This is a genomic window from Cohnella boryungensis (assembly GCF_042651945.1).
In the GTDB taxonomy this organism is placed as follows: Bacteria; Bacillota; Bacilli; order Paenibacillales; family Paenibacillaceae; genus Cohnella; species Cohnella boryungensis.
The window spans coordinates 20,674-41,764 of record NZ_JBHSED010000034.1; the positions used below are offsets into that span (position 1 = coordinate 20,674).

Consider the following 21,091-nt stretch of genomic DNA (forward strand, 5'->3'; position numbering starts at 1 on the left):
TAATAAAACAGTATTCAAGAAAAAGGCGGCGCGGGGAGTCCCCCAACGCCGCCTTTCTCGAAATCCAATCCGCTGTTCGGAATGTGCTTACTCTGCCGGTTTGTCCTCCGCTGCGGCTTCCCGCTTCGCTTTCAGCCACTTCGGCGCGCCCTTGTTTTTCTGATCGCGGGCGCGATCGGACTTGATCTTGGCCGGCTTGGCAACCGGTTTCGCGGCTGGCTTCCCGCCCGTCGCTTCATCGCGCTTGCCAGCTGCAGCATGCACCTTGGCCGCACGAATGCCTGCCCCCGGTTCCGTCCTCGCGCCCGGCAGCTTACCGGTATCCCGGCGCTCCGCTCCTTGCTTCGCTTCGGCAGCGGCCGGCTTCGGCTCCCGCCCTTGACCTTCGGTCGAGGCCTTTCGTTTCTCCAGCGAAGCCATATATTCGGCCTTCGATTTCCACGCCGGACGTCCTTCCTCGCCAGGTTTCGAACGGCCTTTTCCGCTCGCGCCCTTGCGCGCAAGCCCCTCTTCCAGCGACACGACGCGTCCCTCGTAAAGCATCTTCGGCTCGAACGTCACGCCAAGCTGCTTCTCCAGCTTGTCCACGATAAACCGTTCTTCCGGCGCAATGAGCGTAATGGAGGTCCCTTCGCGTCCCATGCGCGCCGTTCTGCCGGAGCGGTGCACATAATGGTCCGCGTCGAGCGCGGGCTCCATCTGAACGACAAGCGGAAGCCCGGGAAGATCGAGCCCTCTGGCTGCGACATCGGTCGCGATCAGCAGCTTCGTGCGGCCGTTGCGGAAGCGCTGCATCGCCTCGCCGCGCTCCTGTCCTCTCGTGTCGCCATATAGGGCGTCTACCGACAGGCCCTCATAGCGCAGCTTGGCCTGAAGCTCGCCGATTTTCTCCGTATCGTTCACGAATAGCAGCGCCGCTGTCGGCTTCATGTGGCGAACAAGCTTCAGGATCAGGTCGATCTTGTCTCTGCGGTCTCCTTGGAAATACCAGTGACGCAGCGTCGAGGACAAGCCGTTCTCATTCTCCTTACCGGTTACGTCCGAGACCCATGGATCGTTCTGCCACTTTCTCTCGGCTTCCTTCATCGCTTGCGAACGGGTCGCCGATACGAATACCGTTTGACGTTCTCGCCCGCACATCTTCAGCAGATGCTCGACATCATTCTTTCCCCCGAGGGAAAATATCCGGTCCGTCTCATCCACAACGGCAAAGCTGACCGCATGAAGCGACAGCTTGCGGGTGTTGGCCACCTCCCGGACGCGCCCCGGCGTTCCGACGATGAGCGCCGGCTTGGATTTCATCCGCTCAAGCTGCCTTGCCAGCGAAGCGCCGCCGATCAACGCCGTCGCCTTCACTCCGAGCGGCTGGCCGTAAGCCTCCGCCTCCCGCATGATCTGCATGGCCAGCTCCTGGGTAGGCGCAAGCACCAGCGCCTGCACTTCCTTGCGCGAGCCGTCGATCCTCTGCAAGAGGGGCAGCAAATACGCAAGCGTCTTGCCCGTTCCCGTCGGCGAGACGATGATTCCGTCCTTCCCGCCCAGCAGCGCGGGAAGCGCCTGCCGCTGCACCTCCGAAGGCTCCGCAATCCCCGCAGCCTTCAGCTTGTCCGTCAACGCATCGTTAAGTCCCAGCTCCGTAAAGCTCATCAGTTCGTCCCCTCTTTCATACATGCCTTACTTGCGATTCATCAACTTGCCGAACAGCGCGTTGCCGATTCGAGGAAACAGCTGCATAAATTTCGTTCCCACAGCGGCCGTCCACGGCATATCCAGCTCCGCTCTTCTCGTTTCCAGCACCGACACAATTGCCCTTGCGACTTTGTCGGGCGACATCATAAACCAACGAATATTGCGAACGTACCGGCCTTCCGGATCCGCGCGTTCGAAGAACGGCGTATCAATCGGTCCCGGATTCACGGCCGATACGGCGACTCCCCTGCCTCTCAGCTCCTGGCGCAGCGCATTCGTAAAGCCGAGCAGCGCGTGCTTCGTCGCGGAGTAGCCCGCCGATTTTGCGCTGGCCATCTTCCCGGCCATCGAAGCGACGTTCACAATGTGCCCCCGCCCTGCTTGCAGCATCGCGGGAAGCGCCGCACGGGTACAGCGCACCGTCCCCAAGTAGTTCACGTCCATCATCTCCTGAAAATGCGCCATCGACGCATCCTCGACCAGCATAAATTCTCCGAAGCCCGCATTGTTCAGCAGCACGTCGATTCGACCGTAGCGCGCCAGCACCTGTCCGATCACCTCAGCGACCTGCGAGTCCGATTGAACGTCCATCTCATATACCCCATGCTCGCCGGACCTCGACGCGGACCATTGCCGCATCTTATCCATTGAGCGGGCGGTCAGCACGGGAATCGCTCCCCGCTCCAGGAGCAGCTCCGCCACCCTCGCTCCGATCCCGCTCGACGCCCCGGTAATGAGCACGACTTTGCCGAACAGCTCTTCTCTCATCATTTACCCCTCCCGGGACGTTATACGATAACGCGCTGGAACTTTTATTTTACCATGAAAAAAGCCCCTCGCGGGGCGTTCGTCCAGATGTTTATTTGCAATCGGATAGCGATCAAGCAATGAGTACCTGAATTTCCATCTCGCCGATCCCGTCCATAATCAACGGAACGGCAAGCGCTCGCTTGGCCCCCGTTGCGGAAGCGAAGTGGGTTCCCATAATTTTCGGAGGCGTAATGTCCACATGAACGCCCTGATTATACAACATGGTGCTAGCGTTCCCGCTGATCATATTGCCCAATTCGGAGATCGCGCTCTTGCTCATATCGTCGATCTCGGTGATCGCGTAGCCTCCCATCATGGCGGACACGATACGCATGGCAACCGACTCGCTTAAGCCAAATACGATATCGCCGGTCAAGTGACCCGTCAATCCAATTTGAATCCACACGTGGTTTTCCGCGAACTTGATGTCACGAATGGATAGCTCTCCCGTGCTGGGACGAATCTGCACCATTTGCTCGATGACCATCCGCGCGGATTCCAAAAACGGGTTGATGTACTCAGCCTTCATGCCTGAACGCGCCCCTTGTCTGCTTGGATTAAACCGCTAGCCGCAACTGCTTTATCTCATTATACTGAAATCATAGGTACAAGTACACTGATTTTTGTCAAAGGAGGCGGAATCTTGCCGAACATATGGGCCCATATACAGTTTGGTAAAGAAGTCTTAAGGGCTATTTCCACCTCGGATAATTTGGCTCTTACGGAGTGGAAGACCGCCTTCCAGCTCGGCTGCCAGGGCCCGGACTTCCTCTTCTACGATCATTATTTGCCGTGGCAGAAGTCCACCGCATTGAATCAACTCGGCAACCTGATGCACTCCGTCCGCTGCGGCCCATTCCTCTTGTCGCTGTTCGAGGAGACGCGAGACCGCTCCCTCGACGATCCCGCAAGCGCCTATGCGCTGGGTTTTCTGCTGCATCACGCGCTCGACCGGAACCTTCATCCTTTCGTGTTCAGCCGCTCCGGCTTTCGCAAATGGCATCATCAGCGATATGAAACCGCGATGGATTCTCAGCTCCTTTTGCGCAGGGACGGCCTGCATACCGGCTTTACGCCGGTCGCGCCGGAAATTGACACCCAGGGACGCTTGCCCGGAGATTTATCGTCCGGCTTCCTGCGAACCGTTGCCGTTCATTATCCGGCATTGGCGCAGAACATCACGGCCGATCAGCTCGATGGAGCGGTCGCCCAATTCCAGAGCGCGCAGCGGCTCTTCTACGATCCTTCGGGATGGAAGGGACGTCTTACCCTCGGTCATCTCGCGCCGTTCTCCCCGCCAAGGCGAACGCCGGAGTGGGATGTGCTCAACGAAGCGCGCCAGACCTGGATAGATCCGTCCGACCGAACGGTTGTTCATCAAGCCAGCGCCCTGGAGCTATGGGATCTCGCGCTGGAAGACGGCCGCAGTCTTGCCGCGGCCGTTCTGGCCTGGAAGCGGGCCATCGCGAACAACGACGGCGCTCAGGCCGAGTCCCGGCTAAAATCGCGCTTCGGCGAGCTGCTTGGAGACGTCTCCTATGAGACGGGCCTGCCGTGCGGAACCGCCGCTATATGCTTCGCAGAGTCCGTCGTGCCTTCATAGGGCTACTCCCGGTAGGCCATACGCCTAGACAGTCTCGCGCGCTTCCCGCTCGCCTTTGGCGAAGTTAACGAGCGACAGCAGCAAAATTCCGGCCACGAAGAAGAACGCCACGGCTAGCAGCGCGGAACGGCTCGAATCGCTGATCAGCTTCACCAGTCCGAATACCAGCGGCCCCCCAAAGGAGAAAAATCGGCTGGTCAAGCTGAGAAAGCCGTTAAACTCGGCAGTTCTTCCTTCGGGAATCATTTTGCTGAACACGGCTCTTGAGGTCGCTTGCGCGCCTCCCTGCACCATTCCGACCATGGCGGCAAGCAAGTAAAAATGCAGAGCGCTCGTCATAAAGTAGCCCAGCACAACGATGACCAAGTAAACGACCAGCGAGAACTGCAGCATTTTCTTGCTCCCCAGACGATCGGCCAGCTTGCCGAACAGGAGCGAGGAAGGAAAGCCGACGAATTGCGTGATGAGCAGCGCGGTGATCAGATCCTTGCTCTCGATGCCGATCGTCGTGCCATAGCTGGCCGCCATAACGATAATCGTATTAATTCCGTCGAACATAAACCAATAAGCCAGCATGAATTTGAGCAGCTCGGGATATTTCCTGATCCGGACCGACGTTTCCTTCAACCGCTTCAATCCCGTCCTCAGATGATTCGCGATCGTGTCCTCCCGCGCCATCGGCTGGTCTTTCACCTGTCGGAATAGCGGCAGGGAGAAGACGATCCACCAGATGCCGACCGACATGAACGAGATTTGCGAAGCCGCGCTCTGATCCGGCAGCCCGACTGTCTCCCAACCGAGAATCAGCCCCAGGTTTACCGCAAGCAGCATTCCTCCGCCCAGGTAGCCCATGGCGTAGCCCCGCGCGCTTATTCTTTCCCGACGGGCCGGGGAAGAGATGTCGTTTAATAGAGCGTCATAGAAAGTATTGCCCGTGCCGAATCCGACCATGCCGATGACGACCAGCACGGAGGCCAGCCACATGTCCCCGGGTCCTACGAAAGCCAGTCCGAAGCTGGCGCATGCCCCGATCAGGCTGAATACCCGCAGGAACGTCGTCTTGCGGCCGGTATGGTCCGCGATCGCCCCCAGCAACGGCGACAATAACGCGACCAGAATCGCCGCCGCTGTTTGTGTAAAGCTCCAACTGCCATCCGTACCGCCCGCCACGCTGATGAAATAGATAGGCATGACCGCAGCCATCACCGTCGTCGCAAAAGCGGAATTCGCCCAGTCGTACATGACCCAGGCCCTTATTCTTTTTTTGTCGTCCAATCCGTGCCGCCTCTCCCGCTGTTTAGCGCCATTGTCCCCGTATCCTTCGATATGAAGCGTTCCCATTCCTGTCTGCTCCCCCCGCTTTAGCTTTTTTTAATGCAGCCTTAACCTTCGCTTGAACGAATCGCCGCCGGGACGTAAGTGTGATAGAATGGGGGCAGCCCTTGGATGCAAGGGTTATTTCAACGTCAAGGAGGCTATCGGCATGATCAGATCGACCGCATTCATCACTCGACGGGAGCTAACGCCGACAGGAGGTGAAATCTACTATGAGCCATAGCGACTTCAATTTTCGAGAATGCAGTCTCCCCGGCATTGGTCGCAAGTTCAGCCTCGTTACCCGAGGGGGGGATCATCTCGTCATCGTCGTTCATAACGACGAAAGGCGGGAGCTGTTTCATATGGACCCTTCCTCGCCCGACGAAATGTTATCGATGACGGTGCTGGATGACGAGGAAGCCCGCGCGGTATCCGCCATTCTGGCCGGCATCAGCTACAAGCCCAAGCTGATCGAAGCCCAGGAGATGGTGCTGGACCAGCTCGTTATCGAATGGATTCGGATAGAGCCCCAGTGGCAGTGCGTCGGGCGGAAAATCGCGGATTTGGACATTCGCCAGGCGGCTGGCGCGATCATTATCGCCGCCATCGAAAGAAATCACAGCAAGCAGATCAATCCGGGTCCCGACTACGTGATCGCCTCCGGCTCGACCCTTGTCGTGACCGGGGAACGAATGCATCTGAAGGAACTGAGAACGTTTTTAGCCAACGGGAGCCTATAGGCTATGGACACGCTCATCTTCGAGGTTGGCTTGGCCGTGGCTCTGATTACCTTAACCGGCTTTCTGTCCCAGAAGCTTAAATTTTCGGTCATCCCGTTCTACATTCTCATCGGAATGGCCGTCGGTCCGCACGCTCCCCATTTCTGGATTATTGATTTGAGATTTATCGAGAGCTCCGGCTTCATCGATTTTATGGGCCGGCTGGGCATCATCTTTCTTTTGTTTTATCTTGGACTTGAGTTTTCGGTTGCGCGCCTGTTGAAATCGGGCAAAGGCATTCTGATCGGCGGCACATTCTACGTTGGACTCAACTTCCTGTCCGGGCTGCTGCTGGGATGGATCGCGGAGCTTCCGCTGAAAGAAACGCTGGTCGTCTGCGGAATAATGACCAGCTCCTCCACGGCGATCGTAGCCAAGGTTCTGGTGGACTTGAAGCGAACCGCCAACAAGGAAACCGAAATCATCATGGGCATGATTATGTTCGACGATCTGTTCATAGCGGTGCACATTTCTATCCTGACCGGCCTGATTCTGAGCGGAGCCTCTTCGTTCGCCAGCATTCTGCTCGTCTCGTTGACCGCCTTTCTGTTTATTTTCCTGTTTCTGTATATTGGCCGTAAAGTCGTCCGCTATATCGACATCCCCTTGGGCGTCTCTTCGACCGAGCTGTTTCTGCTTACGGTCATGACGTTGCTGTTTCTGGTGGCGGGGTTCTCGGAGACGCTTCATGTGGCCGAGGCCATCGGAGCGCTGATGATCGGACTCGTGCTGGGAGAATCCAAGCACGTCAAGAGAATCGAGCAGCAGGTCATGCCCTTTCGCGACTTTTTCGGAGCGATATTCTTTTTCGGCTTCGGCTTGACCATCGAGCCCTCCACGCTGGGAGGCGCGGTAGGCATGACGCTGCTGGCCGTCGTTCTGACCCTGATCGGCAATTTTGCCGCTGGAATGATCGCAGGGCGTCTCTCGGGCGTCTCTCCGCGGCATTCGTTGAACATCGGATTTACGCTTGTGTCGAGAGGAGAATTCTCGATCATCATGGCCAACATCGGCAAAGCGGGAGGGCTTATGCCCGCCATTCAATCGTTCGCGGTGCTGTACGTCCTGATTCTCGCCGTACTCGGCCCTGTGCTCGCCAAAGAAACGAAAACCATCGAGCGGCTGTTCAGAAGATGGCTGCCCGGCCGCTTCGGGGATGAACGCGCCCGGGACTCCAAGGACGCACCCTGAAGAAACCGCATAAAGAAGCCCGGTCAAGACCTCGTTGCGGGAGGTAATTCCTCCGCCGATGCCTAACCGGGCTTTCTCTTTATTTGCGATATTGCTCGGGAACGTTCCCTTCGTCGGTCAGCCTTCCGCTTCTGGCATCCTCCAGCAGTCCCTCCAGCCAGGCTCGCTCCGTCTCGCTGAAGCTCAGTATGCCTTCGATCAGCCGCACCGCTCCCCGTGGAAGCCAGCTTCCCTTGACGCTCAATACTTCGCGAAGATGAGCGATCCTCGTCAGGCAAGCCTCCAGCTGCTTGGCGATAATCTCGGCCATGCGCGCATCGTCCGCGTGCCGGGCGAAGGGCAGCGCCGCAAACATGGGGTGCTGCGGGACGAAGCTTTCGCCAAGCTCGCCGTAGATCAATTCCTGAAAGGTCGCTTTTCCCTTGTCCGTAATGCGGTAGACAAGCTTATCCGGACGATTGCCCCCCTGAACGGCAATGGTCTCGGCAACCTCGATCAAGCCATCCTCATGCATCTGGTCCACCGCGTAGTAGAGCGAACCGTCGCGAATGCGGAAGGTATGGTGCCAATTGCGGGCTTTAATCGTTTGCCGAATTTCGTAAGGATGATAATTTCGCTCCTGAAGCAAGCCCAGAATAATCAGACGAATTGACATGATCGACTAGCCTCGGGGCAGCGACGGTTCCGGCCGGGATTTGCCGCCCTGCCGGGAAGCCGAAGCATCGCCCGAACCGGTCGGCCCTTGCCCGCCCGAAGCTCCTTGCGGACCGGGGGCCGTCTTCTCCATGCGGGCGCGCCCCATCAGGAATACGAAGATGAGAGCCAGCGCCGGAAGGAGAATGGACCACTGAAACAAGTAAAGAATCGAATCCGCCAGCTTGCCCAGCAGCAGGTTGACGATGTCGGGGGACAAGCCCATTTGCTGCTGGATCGCGGGGTCAAGCAGCGCTTGCCCGCCTTTGATCCGGGCCGCCAGCTCGGGACTCAGATCAGGCAGCGCCTGTACGCCCTGCTGGAAATCGTGCTTCTGCAAAGCGCCGAACACCGTAATTCCTATTGCGGAGCCGATCGTCCGGAAGAAGGTAATCAACGAGGACGCGGACCCCTTGTATTGCGGCGGAACGGCGTTAAGCGTAGAAATGTTCAGCAGCGAGAAGGACACGCCCATGCCCAGCCCGATAATGACCATATACACGGTGATCATGAATCGGCTGCTCTCCATGTCCATGACGAAGCCGAGCAAGTAAGACCCGATCAGCAGCGTAATGGCAGAGATCAGCATGACATCGCGATAGCGGAATTTCGCCGCGACACGGCCCCCGATCTGACTGCTCAGCACTACGCCCAGCATCATCGGCGTCAGCACGGTGCTCGTTTCCGTCGCCGTCTTGTGAAATACGCCTTGAACGAAGATCGGAATGTACGTCGCGCCCGCGATCAATACGCCGCCGTACAGCAGGCTGATGCCCATGCTGCTCGTGAATAGCCGCTGGCGGAAGAGGCCAAGCTTAATAATCGGGTCTTTAGCGGCGCTCTCCGCCCAGAGGAACAAGGCAAGCATAATCGCGGAGCCCGCGAACAGGGAGATCGTGCGGGCGGAATCCCATGCCCAGCCTTCCGTGCCGCCAAGCTCCAGACCAAACATCAAGCAAAGAATCGTGCCGGTCAGCAGGATCGCGCCGGCCCAGTCGATGGACGGCTTGCGGGCCACCCTTGTTTCGTGATATGCCTTGGCGATAAAAAAGATAGACAGGATGCCGACGGGAACGTTGATGTAGAAAATCCAGCGCCAGCTTAAGTGGTCGGTAATCGCGCCGCCCATAATCGGACCGAATACGCTGGAGATGCCGAATACCGCTCCGAACAATCCCATCATCTTGCCACGCTTCTCGGCAGGGAACAGATCGAAAATAATCGTGAAGACGATCGGCATCAAGGCGCCTCCGCCTATTCCCTGCAGCGCCCGGTAAAGGATGAGCTGATCCATATTCTGCGCCATGCCGCACAGGATAGAGCCCAGCAGGAACAGAATGAGACCTGCCAGGAAAAATCTCTTGCGTCCGTACATATCCGACAGCTTGCCGAATATGGGAGTCGCGACGACCATCGCGATCATGTAAGCGGAATAAACCCAGATGAAGCTCTCGAACCCTCCGAGCTTCTTGATAATCGTCGTCATCGCCGTGGAGACGATCGTCTGGTCCAGCGATGCCATGAACAGACCGAGCATAAGCCCTGCTACGACAAGCTTCGTATTGCTTTTATTCACGTCCATATTGTAGTACTTCCTTCCCTGTTATCACTGCGTTCATTACTCAAATTTGAGTACCTCATTTATTTTACTCAAATTTGAGTAATTGTAAACCCTTTGCGCGGACATGCCCAATCCCCTATAATGAAATGAAAGTGCCGACAAATCCTTTTTATGCACATAAGTGATGCCGATAAATTAAATCAATACTTATGGAGGCGAACAAGTGAACATTAGCCAACTGGAAACCCTAGTCACGATCTCCAAGACGTTGAGCTTCCGCAAAGCTGGGGAAATGCTCAGCTTGACGCAGCCCGCCGTATCGGCGCAAATCAAAAGTCTGGAAGAGGAATTCAAAGCCATTCTCGTCGATCGCAATCATCCCGTCACCTTGACGGATCGGGGTCAAGTGTTCCTAGAGCATGCCGAGCGAATATTAGCTATCGTAGAGCAGCTGAAGCAGAAGCTGTCCGACCTGAACGAAATCCCCCAAGGCCAGATCGTTCTAGGAACGACGACGTCTATCGCCATCCAGATCCTTCCCCGGGTTTTGTCCTACTTTCAGAATCAATATCCGCTGATCAAAACAAGCATAAGCTCGATGAACTCCGCGCAAGTTCTGTCCAGCGTAGAGAACGGCACCGTGGATGTCGGCATCGGCTACCTGACCGATCGAAGCCTCCAGGTGGAAACCTCGGTGCTCTATTACGACACATTCGAATTCGTGGTCTCTCCGCAGCATCCCCTCGCAGAGGCCAAAAAAGTCACCCTTAAAATGCTCAAAGACGTCCCGCTTATTCTGCTGTCGCCGGACACGCTCGGACGTCGGTTCACAGATCGGATTTTCCGGGAATACGGCGTCGAGCCTCACATTGTTATGGAGCTGGGAAGCAGCGAGGAAGTAAAGCGCATGGTCGAGCTGAATATGGGCGCAGCCATCGTATCGAAGCTCTCCATCTCAGAGGAATTGCGGCGGGGCTCGCTGAAGATGATCCCCATCCGCGAGCTGGAGGTCAGTCATCCCGTCGGAGTCATGACCAAGTCGGGGCGTTATGTGAATAGCGCGATGAGACAATTTTTGAACGATCTGAAGGGCATGCCCGAGGATCATTTCGTAGGCAGCGAATAAACCGAGACCTTCAAGGAGTGATGACATGAAATTCGACTTGCATACGCACCATTACAGATGCGGACACGCTTCGGACAACATTCAAGACTACATTGAATCGGCGATCAAGGCCGGTTTGCAGGTTATCGGCATATCGGACCATTCGCCGTATTTTGCCCATGAGCACGACCATCCCCAGCCGAACATCGCCATGGCTCGGTCCGAGTTTCCGAACTACGTCGCGGAAGTGCTCAGACTCAAGGAAGCCTACAAGGATCGAATCGAGGTGCTTCTCGGAGTCGAATCCGATTTTTACTCGGATCAGATTGAGCTTTACCGGAGCAGCTACGAGCCCTATCCGTTCGATTACATTATCGGATCGGTTCATCAGACCCGAAATGTCAGCATTTTCAACCGCAATCGTTGGAAAAACCTGAACGAAGACCAGCAGACCGAGGAGAAAAAGCACTACTACGAGCTTATCCGGCAATCTGCGCAATCGCGTCTGTTCCAGGTGCTGGGGCATATCGACGCGATGAAGGGCTACTACCCCGCATTTGCCGATATCGCCGGAGCGGAGGCCGAGATCGACGAGGCGCTCAAGGCCGTAGCCGCCAACGATCTCGCCATTGAGATCAATACGAGCGGCAAAACAAAAGACTGCGGCGGCTGGTATCCGACCGACGCCATTCTGGAACGGGCGCTGCACTTCGGCGCGGACGTTACGTTCGGATCGGACGCGCACCTCCCGAGCCGGGTCGGAGACGAGCTGGAGCTCGTTCAGGAGCGGCTTCGCGAGATCGGGTTCACCCGCTGGGTATTTTACCGGAAGAAGCGCAAGATTGTCGTTCCGATTTATTGAGGAAAGAACGCAAAAAGGAAGCCTGCCAACGGTGGCAGGCTTCAACATTATGAAAAAGGGGGTCTTGTCTTCATCATACCCCGTCTCTGCGACAGTTAGGTCACAGGAATATTTCAATTGTGTAACAAATGGCTCACGGAAGATCGATCAGCATTAACCGCGCGCCTGCTCCGCTGCCGAGCGTCAGCTCCGCAACGTCCTCGATACGCGCCGCATCTCTGCGGGCGAGCCTTGTTTCGCCGTTCACCTCGACCTCTCCCTCTAGAACGAACAGAAACACTTTTCTTCCCGCTGGCTGCTTGTAGTCCATTGAACCCTCAGAACTGATTTCCGTCAAATAGATCGTCATATCCTGATGAACATGAGCGACCTTGCCCGCTTCACCTGCGGAGGAAGCGATCGGCACCCATTTTCCCACAAGGTCGTCTTTATCGAATTCCGTCGTCTCATACGATGGGTCGACCCCTTTAACCGCCGGTATGAACCACATTTGCAGCAGATCAAGCGTCTCCGTCGCGGAGCTGTTGTATTCGGAGTGGAATACGCCCGTTCCCGCCGACATCCGCTGAATGCCGCCCCATCTGGTGACGGCCCGATTGCCCAAGCTGTCCTGATGCTCCAGCTCGCCCTCAAGCACCAGCGTTACAATCTCCATCTCGCGGTGCGGATGCATTCCGAACCCTTTGGTCGGCGCGATCGAATCGTCATTCAATACTCTCATAGGACCGAAAGCCATATTGTCGGGGTCATGATAATCGGCGAAAGAAAAACTGAAATTGGATTTTAGCCAGCCATGGTCGGCGGAATACCGATCCTTTGCCCTTTGTACGTTGATCATGGGATGCACGCCTCCTTTTGCTCTTTCCTTGCTTTATTTCCAGTATAATAACTATTATAAATAAAGTAAACTACTTATTTAAAGTTACTTTTTAAAATTAATTTTATACTTACTTTTTTGAAGTGCGTGTGTTAAAATACATGAAAGGGGGAATCGGTATGGACTATTCCAAAATGTGCCCCAAGTACGAATCGGCTGCTGAGTTGCTGGGCAAAAAATGGACCGGACTCATCATCCGCGTACTTCTCGGCGGTCCTAAGCGGTTTAAGGATATGAAAGAGCAAATTCCCGAAATGAGCGATAAAATGCTAACAGACCGCATGAAGGAGCTTGAAGCGGCCGGGATCCTTACTCGAACGGTGTATCCGGAAATGCCGGTGCGCATCGAATATGAATTAACCGAGAAAGGCCGTCAACTGGAGGAGGTCATTCACTCCATTCAGACTTGGGGCGAAGCGTGGATGTAACGCGAACAATACAAAAAGCGGGCCTATGCAGGTCCGCTTTTTGTTCGTTCTTGTGTCCCCGAAATCCAGTAAATCCACCTGGCGTACAAGCCGCAAAGCAAGCGCAGCAAGGAAGGCAGGAAGAGCAGGAGGATCGCTCCTAGGCCCGCGCTGAACCAAGAGCGCTGAAAGCTCGACCAACCGGGAAACAGCCAGGCCACGGCAACGTCTTTTTGAAACAAGTCGAACGAAAACAGGTTGATGCTTACCAGATACGCGATAGGGGAAAGCAATAAACCAAAGCCGACCGCGGGAATGACAACGGCCAATACGAAGGCGAGAATGGAAATCGGAAATTGGGCGATTCCGTAGCCAAGGCCGCGGTAATGCTGAATGTTGCCCAGCACGCTCAGCCACCCCTTCCAGCCTTTAAGCCTGTCGTCCGAGCGAATATCGGACAGCGTTATGCGTTCGGCGAACGACGCATTCTTAGAACTCTCCCATTTGGCAAGCAAACGGCCTTCCAGGCTTAACAGCTTCCCGTTGACGATAAGCATGCCCGCCAGCACCGGCAGACCTACGAAAAAAACAGCCAGCGGAAGACCGGCGCTCAAGCCGGCGATCGCTATCGCGAAGGCGACAATCCCCCGGGGCAGGCTTCCGATCAAAATTTTCCAGGCGGTAACCGTTTGGGTTATTCTGGATGGTTTCATGTAAATCCCTCGATTTCTCCGTTAATGCCTTTATACCTATAGCATAAGGGAAAACCCCCGCGTCCACCCTTGTCTATTGTTTGGTTGAATACTGGACTTAGGTCCAGTTTAACGGAAACGGTTCGCCGCAAGCTCCAGCTCGCGAATCCGGTCGGCCAGCTCCCCCATCTCCCGGGCTACCTTGCGAACCGAGGCCAGCTGCGATTCGGCGATGCCCGATACGTCCCTCGAACGATCCGCGCTGGACTCGGATATCGCCTCCGTCTGCTCGATCAGCGCCGACAGTTCCTCCAGCTGCGCGCCGATCTCTTGTCCCGCCGAGGCTATTCCCTGAAGCTCGCCTTCCATATTCCGTATGCTGGCCGAGATGGCGTGAAACGCCGCTCCGGCGTCGCGAACCGATTCGGTTCCGCCTTGCACCTCTCGCTGTCCCTCATCGATGCGTTGCACGACCGCGCGAATACCGGCTTGCACATCGCCTGCGACTTCCCCGATTTCTCCGGCTGTACGGTCAGCCTGCAAAGCCAGCTTGCGCACCTCGCTCGCCACGACGGCAAAGCCCCGCCCTTGCTCCCCCGCTCTGCTCGCTTCAATGCTCGCGTTAAGCGCAAGCAGATTTGTCCGGTAGGCGATATCCGTTATCGCTTCGACCATTCGGCCGATATGCTCGGACTTCACATGAAGCTGCCGGGCTTCCTGAACCGACGTCTCGACGAACGACGCGATTTTCTCCATCTGCGCAATGGCGCCGTTCACCGTCCCGTTCCCCTGGGAGGCTTGAGCGGAAGCCTGCTCAGCTACTCCCGCGACGGAGGCCGATCTCCCGCTGATCGTATTCATTCCGCCGAGGATTTCCAACGCGACATCTGCGCCCCGCCTCATGCCGAGCGCTTGGGACTCCGCTCCAGTGGCAACCTCCTTCATCGATCCGGCGATTCGCTGCGCTCCGTCCGCCGCCGTGTCCGCCTCTTCCGTCAGCTGCGCGGCAGCCGCCGAGGTGACGGAGGCGGTCGAACGGATGCCCGACACGATGGTCCGAAGATGGCCCGTCATGACTTGCAGCGAGCGGGAGATCGAGCCGATCTCGTCCTCTCGCCTGCTCAGCGCTTCCGGAAGCTCGCCGGAAAGCTGGCCCTCCGACACCTTGTTCAGAAAGCCTTCGAACGCGACAAGCGGAACGATAATTCGTCTTCTCAGCACAAAGGCAATCAACAGGAAGAGCAGCACGGCCATAACCGCCGCGATTCCGCTCATGCGCACCATCTCGGCACGCACCGTTCCGCTGGCTTCCGCCGGCACAGCGATGACCATTTCGGCGATTTCCGCCCCGTCCATCCCCGCATACCCCGAAGCGACGAGGCTTGTTCGTTTGCCGCCATGCTGAGCCGTCTTGAATGTCATCCGTTCGCTGCTATCGGACCCTCCGGTTTCCAGAAGGCTGGTCACGGACGCGTCGCTGCTCAGCCGCTGCCCCGTCTTCGTCCGAATGCCGATGCCGGCGTTCAGAATCGCGCCGACTCCCTGAATGGCCTCGTCATCCAGCAATCGACCGAAGACGAGAATGCCCGTTGAAGGCTCCAGGCTCTGCTCGTCCGTAATCTGCGAAGCGGCCACGACGGCTAGTCCCCGCGATGTAAGCATGAACCCATGCACATCGGGCGTGCCGGCAACCTTTTCGATCAGAGAGGGGTCGCTTACGCTGCCTGTAAATTCCGGAATATCCCCGGCCTGCGTCAGCACCTTTCCCGAGTTATCGACGGTAGCCACGAAGCTGACGTTGGGGATAATCTCCGGCGATACGTTGATGTTTTCCTCAATCCAGTCCATATCCCCTGCATTCAATGCCAGCAAGTAGTCCTTCCATTTGGCATTCGTAATAACCGAGCTCGACAGCTGCTCTCCCAGCTGGGCGAGCAGTCTGTGCGCGGATTCGCTGACCTCCAGCGCATGCGCTTGCTCGATCTCGCCCAGATCCTCGCTGAGCGTTTTGTAATAAAACCAACCGACTCCCCCAAGCGGCATCATCAGTACGACAATCATCAGCAGCATCACTTGCACTCTCATGCTTGCTCCGAAACGACGGCGGGTTGCCATGTCCAACATCCTCTCAACCGAATCCAAATTCAACTGTATTTCTTTTGACGCGAAGCTCCCCTAATCCTGCCCCGTTCGACGTCATTCCGCACTTTTTTTGCTCCCTTCCGTCCGACAGGAAGTTTACAACTTTGAAACATGTCGTAATAACGGAGAAACATCGTCCTATTAATCTCGGAGATGAACCAATAGGATGCTTACAAGGAGAATGACCTATGAAAAAAAGAAATAGGAAGATAGCGGCAGCGCTTGGCATTGTGATTATAGGAGGAATATGGTATAACGGAGCCCAGTCATCGAAGGCGCTGCCTTCTGAACAAGCTTCGCCGACATCCAGCTTCACGCCTCTGCCCAGCCCGTCCGACGAACCGAGCCAATCGCCGGAATCGCCGAGCCCCAGCGCGTCGCAGGCTCCCGATAAATCCCCGAAGCCCAGCGCCTCTGCGAGCAATCCGCCGACTGCGAAGCCGACAGAGACGAAGCCGACGGAATCAACGCCTCCCACCGAGGCGGTGAAGCCTCCGGTGAAGGAGAGCGCGGCATTCGAACTGCTGGCCGACAGTTTGCCAGGCAGCACTGTGCGCAAAAACAAGCAGGGACTTGCCGTCATTACCAATGCCTCCAGCCTTTATGTGCTTGTGAACAAGCAGCGCAATCTGGCCTCGGATTATGTGCCCAAGGACCTGATCGTGCCCGACGTTCCTTTTTCCTTCTCGGGCGACTCGCCCAAGAAGCAAATGCGGAAAGCGGCGGCCAAAGCTCTGGAATCGTTGTTCAAGGCGGCGAAGGACGACGGCATCAAGCTGAAGGCTGTGTCGGGCTATCGCTCCTACGCGACGCAGAAGTCGATCTTCGACAGCAACGTTAAGCGCAAGGGCGAGAAGGTCGCGAACCGTACTAGCGCCCGTCCCGGCCAAAGCGAGCATCAGACGGGTCTGGCGATGGATATCTCAAGCGCCAGCGTCGGCTATGCTTTGGAGGAAAGCTTCGGAAAAACGAAGGAAGGCCAGTGGCTTGCCAAGCATGCCGCAGAACACGGGTTTATCATCCGTTATTTGAAGGGTAAGGAATCCGTGACAGGCTATTCTTACGAGCCTTGGCACGTTCGCTTCGTCGGCAAGGAAATCGCCGAGGATATTGCGAATAAAAAGGTGACGCTTGAGCAATATTTCGAAGATGCAGAGACAGCGATGGCTCGCAAGGCTTAAACCATACAACCAGGTGAAACTATGAACAGACGCATACTCGTTGCCGACGACGAACCCGGCATCGCCAATCCGATTTCTTATGCCTTCCGCAAGGAAGGCTATGAGGTGGAAACCGTCTACGACGGCCAAGCCGCTCTGGATACGGCTCTCAGCTTTCGGCCTCACGTGATGATTCTCGACGTGATGATGCCGAAGCTGACGGGCTACGAGGTTTGCCGAAAGCTGGACAATCGCACCGATATGGGCATTATCCTGCTCACCGTCAAGAACGATATTGTAGATAAAATCGTCGGCCTTGAGCTGGGCGCAGACGACTATATGACCAAGCCGTTCGATCTTCGCGAGCTGATCGCTCGTGTGAAGGCGCTTCTGCGCCGATTGGAAAAGAAGGAGCCGGAGGCCGAAACGATTGTCGCGGGAGCTTTGACGGTTTATGTGAAGCTGCGAACTGTCAAGGTACAAGATGAAGCCGTAGAGCTTACGCCCAAGGAATTCGATCTGCTCGCCCTGCTGCTCTCCCATCCGGAACGGGTCTACACCCGGGACGAGCTGCTTGATACCGTATGGGGGCTTGAATATGCCGCGGGAACGCGCACGGTCGATATTCATATGCAGCGTCTTCGCAAGAAGCTCGGAGATACCGGACAGGCCTTGCTTCAAACCGTGTTTGGCGTAGGCTACAAGGCTGCCGGAGTCGATTCATGAAAGCCGTCAGCATCAAGGTTAAGTTCAGTCTGTTTCTCGCCCTTCTCCTGCTGCTCACTGTGTTCGTGCTTAGCCTGCTCGTGCTGAGAGGAATCAAGGAGCAGCAGCAGTCCCGGATGGAAAAGGAATTGCTGCAGCAAACGCGAATCGCCAACTTGAGCATCAAGCAGGCCTATATGATCTCTCCTCCCACCGAAGCCCAGCAATTTCTGCGGTCCAGGGGACAGCAATTCGCCATGGATCTGGCCGTGTATTCCGGTCTGCACGTCGTCCTGTTCAACAATGACGGCAAGAAGGTAGGGGATTCCCTTCCTCTCACGCCCCCCTCTTACGACAACAGCGACGCTTTGAAGTACGCTCTAAAAGGAAAAATCGCCTACCAGCGCGAGGACGCATCCGTGCTCTATCTGTCGCCGATCCAGGGACCGGGAGAGCAGATGGGCGTGATCCAGTTCCAGTATTCCCTCGCCGACGATCAACGGTTCTACAATACGATTGCAGGGCTATTCGTACTGACTGGAGCTGCTGTTCTTGGCGTCAGCTTCATTCTCGGTTACTTGTATTTCTGGAGAGCGGCCTCGTCGATCGTGAGGCTGAATCGCGCCGCAGAGCAAATTCGCAAAGGACAGTTTTTGCCTGCCGCCCCCTTAAGGCGCAAAGATGAATTGGGCCAGCTCAGCCAAGGAATTTATTATATGAGCACCGAAATTCAAAACAACATCGCGGGGATGCGGGCCGAGGAGACGAAGCTTCGCCAAGCCGTAACTAAGCTCCAACAGCTGGAGCAGCAGCAGAAGCAATTTATCGGCAATATCAGTCACGAGTTCAAGACGCCGCTTACGTCTATTAAAGCTTATTCGGAATTGATGGAGCTGTATCCGGGAGACTCGGAAATGGCTTCCGACGCCGTTTCCCGTATCCAACTGGAAGCGGATCGTCTGACGGACATGGTAGATAAGGTTTTGCGGCTGGCCGCCTTGGAGAAGTACGATTTCGAGTATCAGCCCGAGCAGGTTGATCTGGATAAGCTGCTGCTGGACCTGATCGACAGATTAAGGGCAAAGGCCGGGCGTTACGATGTCGAGATCATTCCCCTGCTGTCGGACATTGCGATCTGGGCGGATCGCGAAAGCCTCGTTCACATCTTTGTTAATCTGCTGGACAATGGCATCAAGTATAACGTGCCGGGCGGCCGCATCATTGTCTCTGGCCGCGCCGAAGGCGAGCATGCGATCATCGAGATTGCCGACAACGGAATAGGCATCCCCGCAGAAGCGCGGGATAAAATATTCGAGCCCTTCTACACGGTCAACAAAGATCGCTCGCGGCAAAGCGGAGGCACAGGGCTCGGTCTTGCGCTCGTCAAGCAGTTGACCGAAAAGCAGGGCGGCAGCGTGGAGTTGCTGCAGGAAGAGCCCGGAACGGTATTCCGGCTTGCCTTCCCTCTTTTCCATCCGTGCGTAACTAAGGAGGAATTCCCGTGAGAAATAGCAAGTTCGCGGCGGGCATCGTTGCTGCGGTTCTGATTTTCCTTGCCGGCTGCCAGCCGCAATGGAGCTCGAACCGGAACCAAGTCGAAGCCGGCGGCAAGACGATTACCGTGCTGGACAACCCGGAAGCTATCGCCTACCCGAAAACGGAGGTGGACGCTCTCGTCCGATTGGACAATGTCCGCGGCTCGGATTGGCTCAGCGACGATGAGCTTCTGGTCGCTCGCGAGAATAGGGATATGAAGCCTGAGCACGTTGAAGGCGCAGACTGGTATCCGAGCAACGTTTACGTTCATGTGCTGTCCACTGGGCAAGAAACCCCGATTCATGCCAGCGAGGAAAATCAGGGCTTCGCTGTAGCGAGCCCGGACAAAACAAAGGTCTTCTACAAGACCTTCTATCTTCAAAGCAATACCGGCAGAGGGAATCTGCTCGATCTTAGCTCGCGGAGCAATCTGGCGTTTACGAAAGAGGATGCGATTACGATCGATAACGGAAGCTGGATCGATAACGACTCCCTCATCTATTCAACCATTGACGGCACGTTTTATGAGATGGGAACGTCCGATGAGACGCCCCGCAGATTGCTGGACACCGATGAGATGTTTCCCGGCAATCTTTTTCGGATCGGCAGCCTTTTTTATTACACGACCTTGGAGGGCAAGCTTATGAGTAGCTCGTCGGACGGAAGCTCTGCTATCGACGGCGTCAGCAATGTCGTATGGATGCTCCCTTCCCCCGATGAACAAAGATTGGCTCTGGTGAGACGGATCAAATCCGGCAATATGGAGCTGCTCATCACCGACCTTCAAGGCAATACGCTGCACGCCATCGCTCAAGATTCCCAAATCTACGGAATGGCCTGGTCGCCTGACGGAACCAAGCTTGCCTACTCCGGGATTACGCCCAACGGAACCGTTCGGGGCATCTATATCGCCGATGTGTCCGCCGGAACGTCATCTCCGCTCTCCTTGGACATCAAATTCATCTCCGACCCGTTGCGCTGGAATCCCTCCGGCAACCGGCTCATGGTGTCCTCCACCTTGCCCGACGATGACCGGAACCGCAATCGCTCCGTGACTTATCTGGTCAGAGTAAGCTAGGCAGAACCGGGTATTGGCGCTATAATCTAAGTAAAAGTGACGAAGAACGTCCTTATCCTCAAGCCGGGTAAGGACGTTCTTTTGTTGCGTTAAGGGGGGAGTTCGCGATGGAATTCGAGGAAGCTTACGCGGCTTTTTTGTCGCATCATATCCAGCGAAGAACAGGAGAAAGAAGAGGCCGGTTAGTGCATCGCAATTTTCATGGAGAGAAAATGTTTTTGCACAAGGTGTGGTGGCCGTTGAAGGGAAGCCTGGAGGATATACACCCCGAGTTTGAAATATTGGACTGGCGGGGCCGATCTTATTTTGCCGATTTCGCCTGGGTAACGCCATGGCGATTTACGGTTCTTTTCGAAATCAAAGGCTTCGCCAAGCATGTCCGGGATATGGATCGCAACGGGTTTGACAACGAGACGAACCGGGAGGTTTTTTTGCAGTCTCTCGGATATCGCCTCCTTTCCTTCTCCTACGACAATGTCGCGAACAAACCTGAGGTTTGCCTCACTTTGCTGCGTTTGTTTATCAGCCAATTCCAGGCTCCAGCCCTGCCCAGTCCAACAATGGACCCGAGGGAGAAGGAAATCGTTCGCCTCGCGTTCAGGCTCGCGCGCGATTTTCGTCCGATCGATGTTTATCGGCACCTTCAAATCAACTACAGAACCGCCAGGACGCTGATCGACAGGCTTGCCGCCAAGGGCTGGATTCACCCTGTCCCCCGGGGCCGGGAGGAGCGCGGCGTGCTTTACCGATTAACCGACGGCGCCTGTCATTTTTTGCAGTAGCCGGCGTGTGGCGTGTGGCGTGTGGCGTGTGGCGTGTGGCGTGTGGCGTGTGGCGTGTGGCGTGTGGCGTGTGGCGTGTGGCGTGTGGCGTGTGGCGTGTGG

20 protein-coding genes are annotated in these 21,091 nt (G+C 56.1%); 11 read left to right on the forward strand and 9 right to left on the reverse strand.

The window, feature by feature from the left end; translation table 11 throughout:
- Positions 1–87 precede the first annotated feature (87 nt).
- From ACFO1S_RS15390 to ACFO1S_RS15400, 3 genes are all read right to left on the reverse strand, one after another.
- On the reverse strand, positions 88–1,647 hold the full coding sequence (locus ACFO1S_RS15390) for a DEAD/DEAH box helicase (protein ID WP_204604806.1): 1,560 nt from the start codon (positions 1,645–1,647) through the stop codon (positions 88–90).
- Positions 1,648–1,674: 27 nt separating this feature from the next.
- Positions 1,675–2,457 carry an SDR family NAD(P)-dependent oxidoreductase gene (locus ACFO1S_RS15395; RefSeq protein WP_204604830.1) on the reverse strand — a complete coding sequence of 261 codons (783 nt, stop codon included), beginning with the start codon at positions 2,455–2,457 and terminating at the stop codon, positions 1,675–1,677.
- Positions 2,458–2,569: 112 nt separating this feature from the next.
- On the reverse strand, positions 2,570–3,028 hold the full coding sequence (locus ACFO1S_RS15400) for a chemotaxis protein CheX (RefSeq protein WP_204604807.1): 459 nt from the start codon (positions 3,026–3,028) through the stop codon (positions 2,570–2,572).
- 114 nt (positions 3,029–3,142) lie between these two features.
- On the opposite strand from ACFO1S_RS15400, the gene ACFO1S_RS15405 reads away from it, so the two are divergent.
- Complete coding sequence (locus ACFO1S_RS15405; protein WP_204604808.1) at positions 3,143–4,102, forward strand: zinc dependent phospholipase C family protein; 960 nt, start codon at positions 3,143–3,145, stop codon at positions 4,100–4,102.
- A gap of 24 nt (positions 4,103–4,126) precedes the next feature.
- Here ACFO1S_RS15405 and ACFO1S_RS15410 read toward each other — a convergent pair whose 3' ends face one another.
- The gene (locus ACFO1S_RS15410; protein WP_204604809.1) at positions 4,127–5,443 is read right to left on the reverse strand and encodes an MFS transporter; all 1,317 of its coding nucleotides are present in this window, start codon (positions 5,441–5,443) and stop codon (positions 4,127–4,129) included.
- Between the two features lie 206 nt (positions 5,444–5,649).
- Here ACFO1S_RS15410 and ACFO1S_RS15415 point away from each other — a divergent pair, with 206 nt between their 5' ends.
- Positions 5,650–6,159, forward strand: a complete 510-nt coding sequence (locus ACFO1S_RS15415; RefSeq protein WP_204604810.1) for a cation:proton antiporter regulatory subunit — start codon at positions 5,650–5,652, stop codon at positions 6,157–6,159.
- Between the two features lie 3 nt (positions 6,160–6,162).
- Positions 6,163–7,389, forward strand: coding sequence for a cation:proton antiporter (locus tag ACFO1S_RS15420; RefSeq protein WP_204604811.1), 1,227 nt, complete (start codon positions 6,163–6,165; stop codon positions 7,387–7,389).
- Positions 7,390–7,468: 79 nt separating this feature from the next.
- Here ACFO1S_RS15420 and ACFO1S_RS15425 read toward each other — a convergent pair whose 3' ends face one another.
- Together ACFO1S_RS15425 and ACFO1S_RS15430 are read right to left on the reverse strand one after the other, a co-directional pair.
- The gene (locus ACFO1S_RS15425) at positions 7,469–8,044 is read right to left on the reverse strand and encodes a PadR family transcriptional regulator (RefSeq protein WP_204604812.1); all 576 of its coding nucleotides are present in this window, start codon (positions 8,042–8,044) and stop codon (positions 7,469–7,471) included.
- Positions 8,045–8,050: 6 nt separating this feature from the next.
- Positions 8,051–9,664, reverse strand: a complete 1,614-nt coding sequence (locus tag ACFO1S_RS15430) for an MDR family MFS transporter (protein ID WP_204604813.1) — start codon at positions 9,662–9,664, stop codon at positions 8,051–8,053.
- Positions 9,665–9,866: 202 nt separating this feature from the next.
- Here ACFO1S_RS15430 and ACFO1S_RS15435 point away from each other — a divergent pair, with 202 nt between their 5' ends.
- Both ACFO1S_RS15435 and ACFO1S_RS15440 read left to right on the forward strand, forming a co-directional pair.
- The gene (locus ACFO1S_RS15435; RefSeq protein ID WP_204604814.1) at positions 9,867–10,769 is read left to right on the forward strand and encodes a LysR family transcriptional regulator; all 903 of its coding nucleotides are present in this window, start codon (positions 9,867–9,869) and stop codon (positions 10,767–10,769) included.
- A gap of 25 nt (positions 10,770–10,794) precedes the next feature.
- Positions 10,795–11,610 (forward strand): histidinol-phosphatase, encoded by an 816-nt coding sequence (locus ACFO1S_RS15440; RefSeq protein ID WP_204604815.1) that lies wholly within the window; start codon positions 10,795–10,797, stop codon positions 11,608–11,610.
- A 133-nt stretch (positions 11,611–11,743) separates the two neighbouring features.
- Here ACFO1S_RS15440 and ACFO1S_RS15445 read toward each other — a convergent pair whose 3' ends face one another.
- Positions 11,744–12,448 (reverse strand): pirin family protein, encoded by a 705-nt coding sequence (locus tag ACFO1S_RS15445; protein WP_204604816.1) that lies wholly within the window; start codon positions 12,446–12,448, stop codon positions 11,744–11,746.
- A 158-nt stretch (positions 12,449–12,606) separates the two neighbouring features.
- Here ACFO1S_RS15445 and ACFO1S_RS15450 point away from each other — a divergent pair, with 158 nt between their 5' ends.
- Positions 12,607–12,915 carry a winged helix-turn-helix transcriptional regulator gene (locus ACFO1S_RS15450; RefSeq protein WP_204604817.1) on the forward strand — a complete coding sequence of 103 codons (309 nt, stop codon included), beginning with the start codon at positions 12,607–12,609 and terminating at the stop codon, positions 12,913–12,915.
- A gap of 23 nt (positions 12,916–12,938) precedes the next feature.
- On the opposite strand, the gene ACFO1S_RS15455 is transcribed toward ACFO1S_RS15450, so the two are convergent.
- Both ACFO1S_RS15455 and ACFO1S_RS15460 read right to left on the reverse strand, forming a co-directional pair.
- On the reverse strand, positions 12,939–13,607 hold the full coding sequence (locus tag ACFO1S_RS15455) for a sensor domain-containing protein (protein ID WP_204604818.1): 669 nt from the start codon (positions 13,605–13,607) through the stop codon (positions 12,939–12,941).
- Between the two features lie 108 nt (positions 13,608–13,715).
- Positions 13,716–15,701, reverse strand: coding sequence for a methyl-accepting chemotaxis protein (locus tag ACFO1S_RS15460; RefSeq protein WP_204604819.1), 1,986 nt, complete (start codon positions 15,699–15,701; stop codon positions 13,716–13,718).
- 215 nt (positions 15,702–15,916) lie between these two features.
- Here ACFO1S_RS15460 and ACFO1S_RS15465 point away from each other — a divergent pair, with 215 nt between their 5' ends.
- The 5 genes from ACFO1S_RS15465 to ACFO1S_RS15485 all read left to right on the forward strand — a co-directional run bounded on the left by ACFO1S_RS15465 (position 15,917) and on the right by ACFO1S_RS15485 (position 20,989).
- A complete protein-coding gene (locus ACFO1S_RS15465; protein ID WP_204604820.1) occupies positions 15,917–16,909 on the forward strand; it encodes a M15 family metallopeptidase in 993 nt (330 codons plus the stop codon).
- Between the two features lie 21 nt (positions 16,910–16,930).
- The gene (locus ACFO1S_RS15470; protein ID WP_204604821.1) at positions 16,931–17,614 is read left to right on the forward strand and encodes a response regulator transcription factor; all 684 of its coding nucleotides are present in this window, start codon (positions 16,931–16,933) and stop codon (positions 17,612–17,614) included.
- Complete coding sequence (locus tag ACFO1S_RS15475) at positions 17,611–19,098, forward strand: sensor histidine kinase (protein ID WP_204604822.1); 1,488 nt, start codon at positions 17,611–17,613, stop codon at positions 19,096–19,098. Before ACFO1S_RS15470 ends, ACFO1S_RS15475 begins: the two co-directional genes overlap by 4 nt.
- Positions 19,095–20,207, forward strand: a complete 1,113-nt coding sequence (locus ACFO1S_RS15480) for a TolB family protein (protein WP_204604823.1) — start codon at positions 19,095–19,097, stop codon at positions 20,205–20,207. Before ACFO1S_RS15475 ends, ACFO1S_RS15480 begins: the two co-directional genes overlap by 4 nt.
- A gap of 107 nt (positions 20,208–20,314) precedes the next feature.
- Positions 20,315–20,989, forward strand: coding sequence for a hypothetical protein (locus ACFO1S_RS15485; protein ID WP_204604824.1), 675 nt, complete (start codon positions 20,315–20,317; stop codon positions 20,987–20,989).
- Positions 20,990–21,091: the final 102 nt, after the last annotated feature.